This is a genomic window from Burkholderia sp. BCC0405, assembly GCF_902833075.1.
Taxonomy (GTDB): domain Bacteria; phylum Pseudomonadota; class Gammaproteobacteria; order Burkholderiales; family Burkholderiaceae; genus Burkholderia.
The window spans coordinates 226,487-242,033 of the sequence record NZ_CADFEO010000009.1; the positions used below are offsets into that span (position 1 = coordinate 226,487).

At 67.2% G+C, this 15,547-nt stretch carries 17 protein-coding genes; 11 read left to right on the forward strand and 6 right to left on the reverse strand.

Annotated elements, in window-relative coordinates; all coding sequences use genetic code 11:
• Positions 1–18: 18 nt before the first annotated feature.
• Genes HWX36_RS17435 through HWX36_RS17460 form a run of 6 tightly spaced genes read left to right on the forward strand, consistent with a single transcriptional unit; the run spans position 19 to position 3,948 of the window.
• The gene (locus HWX36_RS17435) at positions 19–405 is read left to right on the forward strand and encodes a DUF350 domain-containing protein (RefSeq protein WP_011354425.1); all 387 of its coding nucleotides are present in this window, start codon (positions 19–21) and stop codon (positions 403–405) included.
• A 27-nt stretch (positions 406–432) separates the two neighbouring features.
• Positions 433–1,488 carry an SPFH domain-containing protein gene (locus HWX36_RS17440; protein WP_175953285.1) on the forward strand — a complete coding sequence of 352 codons (1,056 nt, stop codon included), beginning with the start codon at positions 433–435 and terminating at the stop codon, positions 1,486–1,488.
• Between the two features lie 9 nt (positions 1,489–1,497).
• Positions 1,498–3,009: a DUF4178 domain-containing protein gene (locus HWX36_RS17445; RefSeq protein ID WP_175953286.1), complete on the forward strand. Its 1,512-nt coding sequence runs from the start codon at positions 1,498–1,500 to the stop codon at positions 3,007–3,009.
• The gene (locus HWX36_RS17450; protein ID WP_155291822.1) at positions 3,006–3,155 is read left to right on the forward strand and encodes a hypothetical protein; all 150 of its coding nucleotides are present in this window, start codon (positions 3,006–3,008) and stop codon (positions 3,153–3,155) included. The genes HWX36_RS17445 and HWX36_RS17450 overlap by 4 nt, the downstream gene beginning before the upstream one ends.
• Positions 3,152–3,535 carry an adenosylmethionine decarboxylase gene (gene speD / locus HWX36_RS17455; RefSeq protein WP_175953287.1) on the forward strand — a complete coding sequence of 128 codons (384 nt, stop codon included), beginning with the start codon at positions 3,152–3,154 and terminating at the stop codon, positions 3,533–3,535. The genes HWX36_RS17450 and speD overlap by 4 nt, the downstream gene beginning before the upstream one ends.
• 26 nt (positions 3,536–3,561) lie before the next feature.
• Complete coding sequence (locus tag HWX36_RS17460) at positions 3,562–3,948, forward strand: hypothetical protein (RefSeq protein ID WP_175953288.1); 387 nt, start codon at positions 3,562–3,564, stop codon at positions 3,946–3,948.
• 159 nt (positions 3,949–4,107) lie between these two features.
• Here HWX36_RS17460 and HWX36_RS17465 read toward each other — a convergent pair whose 3' ends face one another.
• Together HWX36_RS17465 and HWX36_RS17470 are read right to left on the reverse strand one after the other, a co-directional pair.
• Positions 4,108–4,995, reverse strand: a complete 888-nt coding sequence (locus tag HWX36_RS17465) for a DUF4261 domain-containing protein (RefSeq protein ID WP_175953289.1) — start codon at positions 4,993–4,995, stop codon at positions 4,108–4,110.
• Between the two features lie 224 nt (positions 4,996–5,219).
• Positions 5,220–5,672: an SRPBCC family protein gene (locus HWX36_RS17470; RefSeq protein WP_175953290.1), complete on the reverse strand. Its 453-nt coding sequence runs from the start codon at positions 5,670–5,672 to the stop codon at positions 5,220–5,222.
• Between the two features lie 181 nt (positions 5,673–5,853).
• Between HWX36_RS17470 and HWX36_RS17475 the strand changes: the two genes are divergently transcribed.
• Together HWX36_RS17475 and HWX36_RS17480 are read left to right on the forward strand one after the other, a co-directional pair.
• The gene (locus HWX36_RS17475; RefSeq protein ID WP_175953291.1) at positions 5,854–6,894 is read left to right on the forward strand and encodes a bifunctional nicotinamide-nucleotide adenylyltransferase/Nudix hydroxylase; all 1,041 of its coding nucleotides are present in this window, start codon (positions 5,854–5,856) and stop codon (positions 6,892–6,894) included.
• Positions 6,895–6,967: 73 nt separating this feature from the next.
• The gene (locus tag HWX36_RS17480; protein WP_175953292.1) at positions 6,968–8,401 is read left to right on the forward strand and encodes a nicotinate phosphoribosyltransferase; all 1,434 of its coding nucleotides are present in this window, start codon (positions 6,968–6,970) and stop codon (positions 8,399–8,401) included.
• An 88-nt stretch (positions 8,402–8,489) separates the two neighbouring features.
• Here the strand turns inward: HWX36_RS17480 and HWX36_RS17485 are convergent, their stop codons facing one another.
• Positions 8,490–8,966, reverse strand: coding sequence for a hypothetical protein (locus tag HWX36_RS17485; RefSeq protein ID WP_175953293.1), 477 nt, complete (start codon positions 8,964–8,966; stop codon positions 8,490–8,492).
• Between the two features lie 65 nt (positions 8,967–9,031).
• Entirely contained in the window at positions 9,032–10,510 is a 1,479-nt protein-coding gene (locus HWX36_RS17490) for a PLP-dependent aminotransferase family protein (protein WP_175953294.1), read from the reverse strand.
• Positions 10,511–10,636: 126 nt separating this feature from the next.
• On the opposite strand from HWX36_RS17490, the gene HWX36_RS17495 reads away from it, so the two are divergent.
• Entirely contained in the window at positions 10,637–11,524 is an 888-nt protein-coding gene (locus HWX36_RS17495; protein WP_175953295.1) for a DMT family transporter, read from the forward strand.
• Positions 11,525–11,634: 110 nt separating this feature from the next.
• Here HWX36_RS17495 and lysA read toward each other — a convergent pair whose 3' ends face one another.
• Positions 11,635–12,873 (reverse strand): diaminopimelate decarboxylase, encoded by a 1,239-nt coding sequence (lysA, locus tag HWX36_RS17500; RefSeq protein ID WP_175953296.1) that lies wholly within the window; start codon positions 12,871–12,873, stop codon positions 11,635–11,637.
• Between the two features lie 109 nt (positions 12,874–12,982).
• On the opposite strand from lysA, the gene HWX36_RS17505 reads away from it, so the two are divergent.
• Entirely contained in the window at positions 12,983–13,897 is a 915-nt protein-coding gene (locus HWX36_RS17505; RefSeq protein WP_175953297.1) for a LysR family transcriptional regulator, read from the forward strand.
• Positions 13,898–13,952: 55 nt separating this feature from the next.
• Positions 13,953–14,552, forward strand: coding sequence for a GNAT family protein (locus HWX36_RS17510; RefSeq protein ID WP_175953298.1), 600 nt, complete (start codon positions 13,953–13,955; stop codon positions 14,550–14,552).
• Positions 14,553–14,660: 108 nt separating this feature from the next.
• Here HWX36_RS17510 and HWX36_RS17515 read toward each other — a convergent pair whose 3' ends face one another.
• A complete protein-coding gene (locus HWX36_RS17515; protein ID WP_175953299.1) occupies positions 14,661–15,230 on the reverse strand; it encodes a DUF4142 domain-containing protein in 570 nt (189 codons plus the stop codon).
• Positions 15,231–15,547 lie beyond the last annotated feature (317 nt).

Genomic DNA, 15,547 nt, shown 5'->3' on the forward strand with positions numbered 1-15,547 from the left:
CAAGATCCGAGGGAAAGAATGAATAGTGCCTATCTCTATGCGGTTCATTTATTGTCGGCGTTCGTGCTGCTGCTCGTGTTCGCGGCAGTGTACCTGAAGGTCACCCCGTTCGACGAACTGGCGCTGATCCGCGACGGCAACGCGGCCGCGACGCTGTCGTTCGGCGGTGCGCTGATCGGCTTCTGCCTGACGCTCGCATCCAGCATCGCGCACAATTCCACGCTCGGAGAAGTCGTGATCTGGGCCGTCGGCGCGATGGCCGTGCAACTGATCACCTATGCGGCGCTGACGCGCCTGATGCCCGGCATGAACCATGCGATCGAGGATCGCAACGTCGCGATGGGCGGCCTGATGGGCACCGCATCGCTCGTCGTCGGCATCATCAATGCCGCCTGCCTGACCTGACGCGCCACGCGTTTCGAGGAGACCGACATGAGTCTGGGATCGTTTATCCGCAAGCAGTTCGTCGACGTCCTGCAATGGACCGAAGACACCGACGGCGTGCTGGCCTGGCGCTATCCGATGGAAGACATGGAAATCCGCTACGGCGGCAAGCTGACCGTGCGCGAAACGCAGGTCGCGATCTTCGTCAACGAAGGCAAGGTCGCCGACATCTTCCAGGCGGGGCTGTACACGCTGGAAACGAACACGCTGCCGGTGCTCACGTACCTGAAGAACTGGGACAAACTCTTTCAGTCGCCTTTCAAGTCGGACGTCTATTTCTTCAGCACGCGGCTGCAGCTCGGCCGGCGCTGGGGCACCGCGCAGCCGGTGACGATCCGCGACCGCGAATTCGGCTTCGTGCAGGTGCGTGCGTTCGGCATCTACTCGTATCGGATCGTCGACGCGGGCGCGTTCTATCGCGAGGTCAGCGGCACGCGCGCGCAGTACACGGTCGACGATCTCGAACAGCAACTGCGCAACCTGGTCGTCACCGCGATGAGCACCACGTTCGGCTCGGCCGACGTCCCGTTCGTCGACATGGCCGCGAACCAGTCGCTGCTGTCGCAGCGCGTCGCCGAGGCGCTGGCGCCGGTGTTTACGCGCTACGGCCTGGCGCTCGACGCGTTCGCGGTCGAGAACGTGTCGCTGCCGGCGGAGCTGCAGAAGGCGCTCGACCTGCGGATCGGCGCGGGGATGGCCGGGGATCTTGCCCGCGCCACGCAATACCAGACCGCGCAGGCGATTCCGCTCGCCGCGCAGAACCCGGGCGGCATCGCCGGGATCGGCGCGGGGCTCGCCGCGGGTGCGGCGATCGGGCAGGCGATGGCCGGCCAGATGGCGGGCGCCGCGCAATCGGCGCCGGCTGCACCGCCCGCGCCCCCCGCCGCCGCGCCGGTGGCTGCCGCGCAGCCTGCCGCGCCGGCGGAAGGCACTGATTACGTGCAGCGGCTCGAACAGTTGAAGGCGCTGTTCGACAAGGGCCTCGTGACCGAAGACGAATATTCGCGCGCGAAGGCCGAGATCCTCGCGAAGCTGACCCGGTAAGCGTCGCGCATGTTCAGTACCTCGTGCCCCCAGTGCGGCGCGCCGGTCGAGTTTCGCTCGGCTGCGGCGGTGATGGCCGTCTGCGCGTCCTGTCGCAGCACGCTGCTCAAGCGCGGCACCGACGTCGAACGTATCGGCGAACTCGCCACGGTGCTCGACGATGCGTCGCCGATCCAGATCGGCACGGCCGGCCGCTACGGCAAGCGTACGTTCACGGTGCTCGGGCGCATCCAGATGACCTACGACGCCGGCGCGTGGAGCGAGTGGTATGTCGTGTTCGACGACGGCACGTTCGGCTGGCTGTCGGATGCGTCCGGCCAGTATGCGGTCACGGTGCGCGAGCCCGACGACGCGTCCGGCGGCGCGTGGCCTGCGTTCGGCACGCTGGAACCGGGCATGCGGATCGACCACGGCGGCCGCGCGTTTCTCGTGTCGGACGTGCGCACCGCGCGCTGCACGGGCGGCGACGGCGAGCTGCCGTTCCGCGTCGATGCCGGCTGGGAGGCGCGCGTCGTCGACCTGCGCACCGGCAACGCGTTCGCGACCTACGACTATTCCGACGCCGATTCGAACGGCGGGAGTCCGGCCGTCTATACGGGCGAAGCGCTCGAATTCGATGCGCTCGCATTCACCGGGCTGCGCGATACCGAAAACGATACGCGCGAGAAGCGCGGCGCGGAGATGGTGCCGTTCGCGTGCCCGAGCTGCGGCGCGCCGCTGTCGTATGCGCCGAACGTCGCCGACTACGTGGTGTGCGGCAGTTGCCATGCGGGCGTGCAGTGCACGGCCGAGCAGCAGACCGTGTTCGCGGCGCAGCGCAAGCTCGACGCGGTGAAGGGTGCGCTGGAGCTCGGCGCGATCGGCACGTTCGACGGCGTGAAGTACACGGTGATCGGGATGATGCGTTGCCGCGTGCCGGACGACGAAGAGACGTGGGACGAATACCTGTTGCTGAACCCGAAGCGCGGGTTCCTGTGGCTCGTGCAGAGCGAAGGACGCTGGGAACGCGTGCAGGTGCTCGACCAATGGCCGACGATCGGCGGCGAGTCCGACGTGACCGACGGCGGCAAGACCTACCGCCTGCGCGAGGAATACGATTCGGAAGTCGTCTACGTGGTCGGTGCGTTCAACTGGCGAGTGCAGGTGGGCGATCGCACGTCGATCGTCGACTACGGCTGGCAGAAGGACAAGCTGACGCGCGAGCGCAGCGACGCGGAGATCGTCTGGTCGCGCGCGCGGCCGCTGTCGGGCAGCACGCTTGCCGAACGCTTCGGCACGCCGGCGCTCGCGACGGCCGCGGCGGCAACGGGCGCCGCTGCGTCGACGGGCCTGTTCGGCCGGAAAGGCCCGCACAGTTTCGCGCCGCTGCCGCTCGTGTTCAGCGCGCTGCTCTTGATCCTGAACATGGGCTCGCTATTCTCGTTCAGCGGCCGCTCCGTCTACGTGCTGATCGGCCTGCTGGTGCTGTGGCTGCCTGAATGGCTGTGGAGGAGCTTTGCGTCGGACGGGGGCAGCGCGTGATCCGGTACATCCTCTACGGCATCTACGGCCTGATCGTCGTCACGCTGTTCAGCTGCGCATCGATCGGCGGCAGCGGTTCGGGCGGCAGCGGCTGGGGCAGTTCGTCGGCCCGCAGCGGCTACTCGTCGTACGGGTCGCACAAATGACCGCGCGCGACGAGATCGCGCCACCGCGCGCGGCGTTCGGTGCGCACGTGCTGGCCGACCTGGCCGGCATCGACGCGGCGCTGCTGCGCGACGCCGCGCGCCTCGAGGCGCTTCTCGTCGAAGCGGCACGGCAGGCGGGCGCACGCGTGATCGGCGCGCATTTCCATCATTTCGGCGGTGAGCATGGCGTGACGGGCGTCGTGCTGCTCGCCGAATCGCACATCACGATCCATACGTGGCCCGAGCATCGCTTCGCGGCCGTCGACGCGTTCATGTGCGGCGCGGCGCGTGCGGCCGATGCCGTCGATGCGATCGCCGCCGCGCTCGGCACGCAGGCACAAGTCCGGCAGCAGGTTGCGCGCGGCGGCGCGGCGACGTGAGCGGGCATGTCACTCTCTTGACCGATATGCGTAACGGAATCCGATTTGCCGCGTGGCTTGGCTGGGCGCTGCTGGCGGGCAATGCCGCCGCCGATGTACCGCCGAAGCCGCCCGGCCCGGTCGTGATGGTTCACTTCGATTACTACGACAGGGACAACGCGCGCCTTCTCGCGCTGGAGCAACGGCTGGATCGCGCGGTGAAGCAGGCAGGCGCCGGCGAACTGGGCGAGACCGAAGTGCATCGCGACGGCAACGACGGTTACCTGTACTTCTACGGTACGAGCGCCGACCGCCTGTACGCGATCGCGCGACCGATCCTGAAATCGTCAGGATGGCTGACCGGTACGGAGGTCACGTTGCGCCGCGATGCGGGGGCGGAAACGTTCCCGTTGCGCGGGGGCGGCGCACGTTAGGGCTGGGCCGCCGCGAACGCCGCGACGCTCCCGCTACCGGTCGAACCGGAACGACGACACGCTGTGCAACGTCGCGCCGCCGTCAGCTGACGCAGCGGCGCACGCGGTTCGCGAAGTCTTGAACCCGTGCGCCGTGCAGCAAGATGCGACGGGTTGAAATCAGCGATTGATTTGGTCCGCCGAAATCAGCTCGGCCACCAGGACGGGCGCCGGCCCCTGCAGGTAGTACTCGTGCTCGAGCGGTTCGCGCAGCTTCATGAACGTCTCCGTGCCGATCTGCATCGTTTCGCCTGCCTGCATGCGCGCGCCGCTTTCCAGCAGGTAATGCATCACGTTGTTGAAGATGCCCGAGTAACGTTCGCCCTCGTGATGGCCTTCCGCGAGCGCGGCGAAATCGGGCAGGCCGAACACGTCGGCGCCATAGGTGCGCATCCACACGCCGTCGACGCCTTCGACTTCGTATTTCACGAAACCGCAGAAGAACAGGTTGAGCGGGATATCCCGCAGCACTTCGAGGCTTTCCTCGCCGAGTTCCTTCGCATTGAAGACGCCGGCCGGCAGCGACGTGTGCGCGTGCTCGTTCAGCACCGCGAGGCCGTTCTGTTCGGCGAGCGCGCCGGCGACGGCCGCCAGCGCGACATACTGGTCGAGCGGATTCGCTTCGTGCCCGGCGTAGTAGAGGATCACGTGGCTGCGACTTGCTCGCACCTGCTGCTTCAGGTCCTGCCCGTAGTGGGCCGGCGCGACACACGCTTCCAGCGCCTCGGACGGATAGGGCGCGTCGAAGCCGACGAGCCGGACGACATGGTTGCCCCAGCCGGCGAGCCCGAATATCTGCTCCAGCGTCGGCTCGGTCTCGACGCGCGCCTGCTTCATGCTCGGGTGGTACGCGCGCAGCGCAGCCGTCAGCGCGGCGACGTCGACTTTCAGCGGGCCGTCGAAGACGACCGTCACGCTCAGCGGATTCTCGACGTCCGGTGCCGCGACCAGCGCAACGGAGTTTTCGGGTGCTTCGTTGCGGCCAAAGAATCGGGATATCAGGCTCATCGGATCAGGTTCGTGTCGCAGCCGTTTCGGGGAGGAATGCCCCGTTCTCTCGGTCGGGGCGCGCCGTCAGGGCGACGGCCGCCCGTAGTTTCCCCGGGTTCGGCGAATCTGGCAAATGCGCGGCGAATGCCCGACGGCGCGGCGGTGGCGCGTTCGAACCCAGTTGGGAAGAGGTGGCGCGGACACGCAGGGCCGTGCGGGCGCGTGCCCCGCGGCAGCGACGGTCAGTGCGGCAGCGCTTCGGCTTCGGCCCAGCGCTTGAACGAATCGAGACGCCGGCGCGTCTCCACGAGATAGAACGCGCCGATCAGCGGTTCGAGCAGCCAGCGCAGCCAGGCCGGCTGGGCGCGGAAGTGGTACGTGAATTTCACCTCGGTCGTGCCGGGCGTGTGCTCGGTGAAGTTCCAACTGCCGCTGAAGCGCTCGAGCACTTTCGGCCCGTCGACCATCTCGACGGCGGCGACCTGCGGCGGACGGTACGAGATGTAGCGTGACACCATCGTCGCGCCCGACTGGCTGCGGCAGAACGCGTCAACGCCGACGCCGGCCGTCATGCCGTCGAGCAGATAGGCGTCGGCGAGGAAGCTGTCCCACACGAGCCGCCGCGCGTAATCCTGCGACCACGTGAAGAGGCGTCTGCGATCGACGCCGACGGTCCGGCTGACTGAGATCCTCATGATGGCGGGCGCCATGGCGCGGATTGGGATGAAATCGAGTGTAACCCGCCAATAACACGCATTGTTTCAGACTTCGTCAAGTCGAGGATGGGTTCGATTGACGCCCCCCGGGATTTCCCCTAGGATTCGTCTCAACCCTTCGGGAAAGACCCGAAGCGTTTCACTCTCTTGAGGGAGCCTCATGAGTACGCAACAGAACCGGCGCTTCGACGCGCTCGTTTTCATTGGTCGTTTCCAGCCCCCGCATCGTGGTCACCTGAACGTGCTGAAGTCGGCACTGAGCCGGGCCGAGCGCGTGTGCGTGCTGATCGGATCGACCGACAAGCCCCGCACCATCAAGGATCCGTTCTCGTTCGACGAGCGTCGCCAGATGCTGGCTTCGCTGCTCGATGCGTCCGAGCGCGACCGCGTCACGATCGCGCCGTTGCAGGATTCGACCTACAACGATGGCGACTGGGTGCGCTGGGTGCAGGACGCGGTCGCGTCCGCGCTCGGCGATATCGCGCAGCGCAAGGTCGGGCTGATCGGCCACGAGAAGGACGCCACGTCGTATTACCTGCGGATGTTCCCGCAATGGGAGCTCGTCGATGTCGACGCGACGGAAGACATTTCCGCCACCGAGATCCGCGACCAGTATTTCGCCGAACGCCCGAACAGCTTCGTGCAGTGGGCCGTGCCGGAACCCGTGTTCGGCTGGCTCGAGCGTTTCCGCACGCAGCCGGAATTCGCGCAGCTGAAGTCGGAAGCCGAATTCATCGCCGGGTATCGCAAGGCGTGGGCGGCCGCGCCTTATCCCGTCACGTTCGTGACGGTCGACGCGGTGGTCGTGCATTCGGGCCATATCCTGCTCGTGCGCCGCCGCAGCGAACCGGGCCGCGGCCTGTGGGCGCTGCCGGGCGGGTTCGTGAACCAGGACGAGCGGCTCGACGCGGCCTGTATCCGCGAGCTGCGTGAAGAAACCGGCCTGAAGCTGCCGGAGCCCGTGCTGCGCGGCTCGATCAAGGATCGCCAGGTATTCGACCACCCGACGCGTTCGCTGCGCGGCCGCACGATCACGCACGCGTGCCTGTTCAACTTCCCGACCGGCGAGCTGCCGCGCGTGAAGGGCAGCGACGACGCCGACAAGGCGCGCTGGGTGCCGCTCAACGAATTCGCGCAGATGCGCAACGTGATGTTCGAGGATCACTTCGACATCGCGTATCACTTCCTGGGGAAGCTGTGATCCGCTGATTCCCCGCATTCCGTCCGCCGCGACAGACGCGGCGGCACTTCAACGGCCTAGAGGAGCTCTAGCCATGCAAAACGATCTCGGCGGCTTTGCCGCGGTTCTCGCCAATCCGATCCTCAACACGGATTCGTACAAGGCTTCCCACTTCCTGCAATATCCGCCCGACGCGTCGGCGATGTTCTCGTACGTCGAATCGCGCGGCGGCCGTTACGACCGCACGGTGTTCTTCGGCCTGCAGATGCTGCTGAAGGAATATCTGTGCAAGCCGATCACGCACGCGATGATCGACGAGGCGCGCGACTTCTTCGCGGTGCACGGCGAGCCGTTCAACGAAGCGGGCTGGCGCTACATCGTCGAACGCTACGACGGCTACCTGCCGGTGAAGATCCGCGCGGTGCCCGAGGGCTCGGTCGTGCCGGTGCACAACGTGCTGATGACGGTCGAATGCGACGACCCGCAGGTGTTCTGGCTCGCGTCGTATCTCGAGACGATGCTGCTGCGCGTGTGGTATCCGGTGACGGTCGCGACGCGCAGCTGGCACCTGCGGCAGACGATCCGCCGCTTCCTCGAGAAGACCGACGACGATCTTGCGCAACTGCCGTTCAAGCTGCACGACTTCGGCGCACGCGGCGTATCGAGCGCGGAGTCGGCCGCGATCGGCGGCGCGGCGCACCTCGTGAACTTCATGGGTTCGGACACGGTGCTCGGCGTGCTGGCCGCGAACCGCTTCTATCGCGAGCCGATGGCCGCGTACTCGGTGCCGGCGGCCGAGCACAGCACGATCACGTCGTGGGGCCGCGAGCACGAAGCCGATGCGTACCGGAACATGATTCGCCGCTTTGGCCTGCCTGGTGCGATCGTGTCGGTCGTGTCGGACTCCTACGATCTATTCGCCGCGCTCGATCTGTGGGGCGGCGAGCTTCGGCAGGCCGTGCTCGATTCGGGCGCGACACTGGTCGTGCGTCCCGATTCGGGCGACCCGGTGTCGATCGTGCTGCAGATCGTGCGTGCGCTCGACGCATCGTTCGGCTCGACCGTGAACGGCAAGGGGCGGCGCGTGCTGAATCGCGTGCGGGTGATCCAGGGCGATGGTGTCGACGAGCTGTCGATCGATGCGATTCTCTCCGCGCTCGACGACGCGGGTTATGCGGCCGGCAACGTCGTGTTCGGCATGGGCGGCGCGCTGCTGCAGCAGGTGAACCGCGATACGCAGCGTTTCGCGATGAAGTGCTCGGCGATCCGGCGCGGCGGCGTGTGGCACGACGTCTGCAAGGATCCGGTCACCGATCAGGGCAAGCGCTCGAAGAAGGGGCGGCTCACGCTGCTGCGCAGTTTCCGCACCGGCGAGTATCGGACGACGACGCTGCCCGCCGCATGGGACGACCGGATGCTGGAAGGCGAATGGGAGGACGCGCTCGAAACGGTGTTCGATACGGGGCGGCTGCTCGTCGATACGTCGTTCGCGGAAGTGCGGGCGAGGGCGCACGCGGGGGAGGTGTGATGCGGGCGGCGCAGGCGGCGCGAGAGGCTCTCGGGTCACGCCGTCGCTGATACGACGCGATTGCGGGGTCGTTTAGCGGCGGGCTGCGTCAGCGAAGTGCTCTGGATGTCGGCGTGATGCGCGGATCGCCGCACAAGTGCCGACATCCATCGTTGCAAAGCGGCACCAGTGTCAGACCGATCTGAAGATAGCCTTCGTAACCGGCGCTGTCTTTCGGATACGGTGTCGAGATGATGTGGGTATCCGACCAGATGTTCTCACTCTTCACACCGAGTTGTATCAGGAATTCCTTCAGGTGTGCCGCTCGCCGCAGCGCCAGCCCCTGTGGATTGACTTCCCCGATGTAGGCTCCGGCGGTGACGATGCCTCGAATTTCGGCGCCGGGCCATTGGCGCGCGCGAATGACCATCTCTGTAATCTTGACGCGATCCTCGTTAGGGATCGCGTCGGAATTGAGCGGGACGCTGTCAAGCATGTCTTCGGAAACCGTACAAGCCGTGGATGGCATCGAAAACGCGAGGCAGGACCAGATCGCGATGCATATCGCGCGTGCAAGAAATGTCACCACAGAATCCTGTCGTCGAAAAATGTACCGATCCATTTTGTAATTGTTTGCCTAATTGCTGGGTTTCAGTGTTCCCGAGCGGGGACACGCCCGCCCGCATCCGCCTGCATGCCGCTGCGTTCTTCGACACGCACGACCTCCATCGCCCGCGCCAGCGCATCGAACACCGCCGGCCCCTTGCAGCGCGACACGTTGAAACGCAGGTACGACGTCGCGCCGTGCGACGCGCTGAACACGTTGCCGGGCGCGAGCACCACATCGTGGTCCAGCGCATGGCGCGCGACACGCGCGGCGTCGAGCCCGTCGGGCAACTCCGCCCATACGAACAGGCCGCCGCGCGGCTCCGTCCAGATCTTCAGCCCGGCGCGTGTGAGACGCCGGAGCGTTTCGCCCATCGCGTCCGCGAGGCGCGCGCGCAGGCTGTCGACGTGGCGCCGGTACGTGCCGTCGACGAGCAGCCGGTGTACGACGTTCGCGCCGATCTGCCCATGGCCGAACGACGTTGCGAGCTTCAGGTCGACGAGCGCCTCGATCCATTCCGGGCGCGCGGCGACGTAGCCGCAACGGATCGCGGCCGACAGCGTCTTCGAAAAGCTGCCGATCGACACGACCCGCGACAGCCCGTCGAAGGCCGCGAGGCGAGGCGCGGGCGTGCTCTCGAAATCCGCGAAGATGTCGTCCTCGACGATCAGCAGACCGTGCCCGGCCGCAAGCGTCAGCAGCCGGTGCGCGACAGGCGCCGCGAGCGTCGCGCCGGTCGGGTTGTGCAGCGCCGCGTTGGTGATGTACAGGCGCGGCCGGTGCTCGGCGAGCACCTGCTCGAAGCGCGCGAGATCGGGGCCGTTCGGCGTGTACGGGACGCTGACGATCCGCGCACGGTGCGCGCGCAGCAGCGCCTGGAAGTTGAAGTAACACGGATCGTCGAGCACGACCGTGTCGCCCGGCTCCAGCAGCAGGCGGCAGACGAGGTCGAGCGCGTGCGAGCCGCCGTCGGTCAGCATGATCTGCGCGGGTTCGGCCTGGACGCCGTGCTGCGCGAGCCGCCATGCGAGCTGCTGGCGCATCGCGGGCAGGCCGAGCGGCGTCGCGTAGTCGGTCAGCGCGTCGGATTCGTCGCGCGACGCGGCGCGCAGCGCGCGGCGCAGGCTCTCGTCCGGCAGCCACGACGGCGGCAGCCATCCGCAACCGGGCTTCACCGAGGTGGGCGCTGCCTCGAGCGACTGGCGCGACAGCCACAGCGGATCGAGCCCGCGATCGAGCCGCGGGCCGAGATCGGCGAGCGCGAGCGGTGGCGCGTGCCCCGACACATAGAAACCCGAGCCGCGCCGCGAGACCAGCACGCCTTCGCTCGCAAGCCGCTCGTATGCATCGACGACGGTCGATTTCGACACGCCGAGCGCGTCCGCCATCATCCGGATCGACGGTACGCGCGCGCCGGACACCAGCGCGCGGCTCGCGATTCGGGCGCGCAACGTATCCATCACGGTTTCCACGCGCGTGCGCGACTGCGTGGGCGGAACGGGAAGCGGGGCGGTCTGGCTCATGACGAAGAAAGAACTGTACGGCCGATTGTTCAGTACAGTTTGTCCGAATTGTATTGGGCCGTAGCTTACGCGGTTTTCGCGGGCGGCGGATCATCGGTGATCCACTTTCCCCGTTCAGGATTTCCCGTGCAAAAGACGACCGACGGATGGCTCAGCGGCCTGCTGGGCGTGATCATCTTCAGTGGCTCGCTGCCCGCGACGCGTATCGCGGTGCAGGGGCTCGACCCGCTGTTCCTCACCTTTGCGCGCGCGACGATCGCCGGCGCGCTCGGCCTGCTGCTGCTCGTCGTGCTCAAGCAGCGGCGGCCGACGCGCGCCGAGGCCGTGTCGCTCGCCATCGTCGCGCTCGGGGTCGTGATCGGCTTTCCGTTGCTGACGGCACTCGCGCTGAAGCACGTGACATCGGCGCACGCGATCGTGTTCGTCGGGTTGCTGCCGCTTGCGACCGCGCTGTTCGGCGTATGGCGCGGCGGCGAACGGCCGCGGCTGCCGTTCTGGATCTTCTCGATCGTCGGCAGCGGTGCGGTGGCCGCGTTTGCGTTGCGCAATGGCGGCCACGCGTCGGTGGTCGGCGATGCGTTGATGCTGGCCGCGATCGTCGCGTGCGGGCTCGGCTATGCGGAAGGCGCGCGCCTGTCGCGCGATCTCGGCGGCTGGCAGGTGATCTCGTGGGCGCTCGTGCTGTCGCTGCCGCTGATGTTGCCGCTCACGTGGTTCACCCGGCCCGCGTCGTTCGACGGCGTCGCTGCCGCCGCGCTGTGGGGGCTCGCGTACGTGTCGCTGTTCAGCATGCTGATCGGCTTCGTGTTCTGGTATCGCGGGCTCGCGCTCGGCGGGATCGCAGGCGTCGGTCAGTTGCAGCTGCTGCAGCCGTTCTTCGGCTTCCTGCTGGCGGCCGGGCTGCTGCACGAGACGGTGCCGCCGTCGATGGTCGTCGTGACGGTCGTCGTGGTCGGCTGCGTGGCGGGCGCGAAGTACTTTTCGAAGATGGCGCCCGTGCGGCGGGCGGGCTGACGCGTCGGTGCACATGCCGCCATATGGCTGGCCGTGCGCCGAAAAGCAAAACGGCCAGGCTGCCGGTAGCGGCAAGCCTGGCCGTTGGCTTTCGTATCGACGAAAGCGCGTTACTCGAACGTTTCGAGCGCGAGCAATTCGTCGATCGTCTGCCGGCGGCGGATCAGCCGCGGCGCACCGCGATCGACGAGCACTTCCGGCGCGAGCGGCCGGCTGTTGTAGTTCGATGACATCGACGCGCCGTACGCGCCAGCATCATGCAGGAACAGCAGGTCGCCGATCTGCGGCTGCGCCAGCTTGCGGTGCGTGACCACGCCCCCCGCGTCCTGCGTAAACACGTCGCCCGATTCGCACAGCGGCCCCGCGATCGCGAGATCGACGAGCGGCCGGCTGGCCGGCAGCGCGCCTTCGTGCGTGTGCACCGACACCGCGTGGTAGCTGCCGTACATCGACGGGCGCATCAGGTCGTTGAAGCCCGCGTCGATCAGCACGAAATCGTGCTTCGGCCGGCGGTTGACGGCCTGCACTTCGGTGACGAGCGTGCCGGCTTCGGCGACGAGGAAGCGGCCCGGTTCGATCTCGATGCGCACCGGGTGGCCGAGATGCCGTTCGATCCGCTTGCGAGCGGCGTCCCACTGGCTGAAGTAGTGGCCGACGTCGACGCGCGGCTCGCCGTCGCGATACGGAATCGACAGGCCGCCGCCGGCCGAGATCGCGTCGATGTCATGGCCCAGCGACGTGACGAGATCGACCATCGCATCGCACACCTGCGACAGGTGGCCGTAGTCGACGCCGGAACCGATATGCATGTGGATGCCGACGAGCTTCAGCCCGTACCGGCGCACGATCTCGATCGCGCGCGGCACGTCGTCGATCCAGATGCCGTGCTTGCTCTGCGGGCCGCCGGTGTTGGTCTTGTTGCTGTGGCCGTGGCCGAACCCGGGGTTGACGCGCAGCCACACGCGGTGGCCGGGCGCGTGCTCGCCGATGCGCGCGAGCATGTCGAGCGAGCCGGCGTTCACGGTCACGCCGTGCTTCAGCACGGCCGCGAGCGTCGGGCGGTCGATCAGGTCGGCCGTGAACACGACGCCTTCCGGCTCGCCGGCAGGGCTGAACCCGGCAGCGAGGCTGCGCTCGATCTCGCCGAGCGACACGGCATCGACGCACGCGCCCTCCTCACGCATCAGCTTCAGGATATGGACGTTCGAGTTCGCCTTCTGCGCATAGCGGATCACGTCGAACTGACGCAGTTGGGCGATGCGGTCGCGAATGACGTCGGCGTCGTACACCCACAGCGGGGTGCCGTATTGCTGCGCGAGCGTCGCGAGCTGGCGGGAATCGAGGGACATGGCGGATGAATCGGGTCGAATGAACGGATAGGGTGAATGATGCGCCTGATTGCCTATACAGTAAAATGCCTGTTTATCAACATTCGATTCATATCTGATATAGAAGATCATGCTCACGCACCGCCATATCGAGGTCTTTCGCGCGCTGATGGTCACCGGCAGCACGACGCGCGCGGCCGAGATGCTCTATACGTCGCAACCGACGATCAGCCGCGAGCTTGCGCGCATGGAGCAGGTCGTCGGCTTCGCGCTGTTCGAGCGCGCGCATGGCCGGCTGCGGCCGACGATGGCCGCGCTCACGCTGTTCGACGACGTGCGGCTTGCGTATGTGGGGCTTGAACGCGTCGCGGCAACCGCCGCGCGCCTGCGCGAGTTTCGTGACGGTCAGCTGTCGGTGATCGCGCTGCCGGCGTTCTCGCACGCGATCCTGCCCGGCGCGTGCCGGCGTTTTCACGAGGCCCACGCGGGCGTCAGCGTGTCGGTTGCGACGCAGGAATCGCCGGTGCTCGAAGAGTGGCTGACCGCGCAGCGTTACGACCTCGGGCTGACCGAGCACGACGTCGCGCCGGCCGGCACCGTGCTCACGCCGCTGCTCGAGGTCGACGAAGTGTGCGTGCTGCCCGACGGCCATCCGCTGCTCGCGCAGGATGCGATCGATCTGCCGGATCTCGCCGATCGCCCGTTCGTGAGCCTGTCGCTGAACGATCCGTACCGCATTCTGATCGACGAGGCGTTCGCGCAACTCGGCGTGGCGCCGCGCTCGGTCGTCGAAACGCCGTCGGCCGTGTCGGTGTGCGCGTTCGTGCGGCAGGGGCTCGGCGCCGCGATCGTCAATCCGCTGACCGCGCTCGATTTCGTCGGGCGCGACCTGCACGTGCGGCCGCTCACGCGGTCGTTTCCGTACCGGGTCAGCGTGATCGTGCCTGCGCACCGGCCGAAGAGCCTGCTCGTCGATGCGTTCGCCGACGCACTGCGCAGCGAGGCGAAGGCGATCCGCCGCCGGCTGGCCGCGCTCCTCGGCTGACGCGGCCGTATGATGGGCGTTTTGCCGCCATCGCCGTCTCTTTCCGGAACCCCTCATGACCGATGCTTCCGCTTCCCTCGAACAACCGATCCTGACCGGCGAACGCGTCGAACTGAGGCCGCTCGCCTCGTCCGACCGGCAGGCGCTGCTGGACGCTGCGGCGGACGGCCAGTTGTGGAACCTGAAGGTCACGGTCGTGCCGGGCCCCGAGACGATCGACGCCTATCTCGACACCGCACTGCAGGGCCGCGCCGCCGGCACCGTGATGCCGTTCACGATCGTCGATCGCGCATCGGGCCGCGTGATCGGCAGCACGCGTTTCTGGAAGATCGATCGCCAGAACCGCAAGCTCGAGATCGGCCATACGTGGCTGAGCGCATCGGCGCAGCGCACGCGCGCGAACACCGAAGCGAAATGGTTGTTGCTGGGCTATGCGTTCGACGTGCTGCAATGCGTGCGCGTGCAGTTCACGACCGACGAACTGAACGAGCAATCGCGCGCGGCGATCCTGCGGCTCGGTGCGAAGCAGGAAGGTATCGTGCGGCACGAACGGATCATGCCGGATGGCCGCAAGCGCAATTCGGTGCGCTTCAGCATCATCGACGACGAATGGCCGGAGGTGCGCGCGCGGCTGCTGGCGAAGCTCGCGACGTAACGTGTGAAGCGTGACGCTTGACGCGCGTCGCGCCGCCGGAAGGGAAGCGGCGACGCGACGACAGGGGAAGCAGTGCGCCGCGCACGACGGCGCGGCGTAGCGGGCGCGTTACTGCGCCGATGCGAGGTGGTGGCGTTCCGCGAGCTTCTGCGCGTCGGCGTAGTGCTTCTGCAGGATCGGCAGCGACTGGCGGGCGACTTCCTTCAGCTTCGTGTCGCGGCCCGACGCGATTTCGGCCTGGAATGCCGAGATGGCCTTCTGCTGGCCGGCGAGCGCGACCTGCTCGATATACGCCTTGTCGAACTCGGCGCCGCGCAGGTTCTTGATGCTGTCCAGCGCGGCCGTGTCGGGGTCGTTGGCCGGCACGTCGACGCCGCGCGGGCTCGCCGCGCGCATGGCCTGGATGATCTTTTCATCGTCGGTCGACACGCGTTGCGCGAACGCCTTGACCTGGCTGTCCGACGTGCGCGAATCGGCGATGCGCGCCGCGTCGTGCTGCGTCGACACGGTTTTCGTGCCGTCCGTGATGAAGGCCTGGTCGGCTTCGTGGATGCGCGTCGCGGCGGCGGCCGGTGCGTTCGGTGCCGGTTGTGCGGTTTGCGCGGTCGCCGTCACGGCGACGAGAAGCAGGCCGGCGGCAGACAAGGCAAGGCGCGAGATGCGGGGAAAGCGGTTCATGGGACCTCCTTTCGATCGGGGCTCGGGTTGAAAAACGGATCGCGTGATCCGTCGCTGTGCGAGAGACCGGGCGCGCCCGGGCCGGATTCGACCGCCGCTCTGCCGCGGCGCCGGTCGACGTGTTGCCCGGCCCGACCGATTCTAGGAGAGCGATCCGGCCGCAGGTGCAACCGCGCTGTGGTTTGTGTAACGGTTGGTAAGACGAATCGCCGAGCAAGCGTGACGACCGGTATTGCGTACCTGTTGCGTGTGCGATGGCGGCAATTCTTGCGTGCATGGGGTGTGCGGGATGCACGTGGGTGTCGTCCGCAAGTCAT

Excerpts from the sequence above, each read along its gene's own strand:
- HWX36_RS17460 (WP_175953288.1), top strand. The coding sequence starts at position 3,562 with ATGCGTAACGGAATCCGATTTGCCGCGTGGCTTGGCTGGGCGCTGCTG.
- lysA (WP_175953296.1), bottom strand. The coding sequence starts at position 12,873 with ATGTCCCTCGATTCCCGCCAGCTCGCGACGCTCGCGCAGCAATACGGC.
- HWX36_RS17505 (WP_175953297.1), top strand. The coding sequence starts at position 12,983 with ATGCTCACGCACCGCCATATCGAGGTCTTTCGCGCGCTGATGGTCACC.
- HWX36_RS17515 (WP_175953299.1), bottom strand. The coding sequence starts at position 15,230 with ATGAACCGCTTTCCCCGCATCTCGCGCCTTGCCTTGTCTGCCGCCGGC.
- HWX36_RS17435 (WP_011354425.1), top strand. The coding sequence starts at position 19 with ATGAATAGTGCCTATCTCTATGCGGTTCATTTATTGTCGGCGTTCGTG.
- HWX36_RS17465 (WP_175953289.1), bottom strand. The coding sequence starts at position 4,995 with ATGAGCCTGATATCCCGATTCTTTGGCCGCAACGAAGCACCCGAAAAC.
- HWX36_RS17480 (WP_175953292.1), top strand. The coding sequence starts at position 6,968 with ATGCAAAACGATCTCGGCGGCTTTGCCGCGGTTCTCGCCAATCCGATC.
- HWX36_RS17490 (WP_175953294.1), bottom strand. The coding sequence starts at position 10,510 with ATGAGCCAGACCGCCCCGCTTCCCGTTCCGCCCACGCAGTCGCGCACG.
- HWX36_RS17510 (WP_175953298.1), top strand. The coding sequence starts at position 13,953 with ATGACCGATGCTTCCGCTTCCCTCGAACAACCGATCCTGACCGGCGAA.
- HWX36_RS17440 (WP_175953285.1), top strand. The coding sequence starts at position 433 with ATGAGTCTGGGATCGTTTATCCGCAAGCAGTTCGTCGACGTCCTGCAA.
- speD (WP_175953287.1), top strand. The coding sequence starts at position 3,152 with ATGACCGCGCGCGACGAGATCGCGCCACCGCGCGCGGCGTTCGGTGCG.
- HWX36_RS17445 (WP_175953286.1), top strand. The coding sequence starts at position 1,498 with ATGTTCAGTACCTCGTGCCCCCAGTGCGGCGCGCCGGTCGAGTTTCGC.
- HWX36_RS17475 (WP_175953291.1), top strand. The coding sequence starts at position 5,854 with ATGAGTACGCAACAGAACCGGCGCTTCGACGCGCTCGTTTTCATTGGT.
- HWX36_RS17470 (WP_175953290.1), bottom strand. The coding sequence starts at position 5,672 with ATGAGGATCTCAGTCAGCCGGACCGTCGGCGTCGATCGCAGACGCCTC.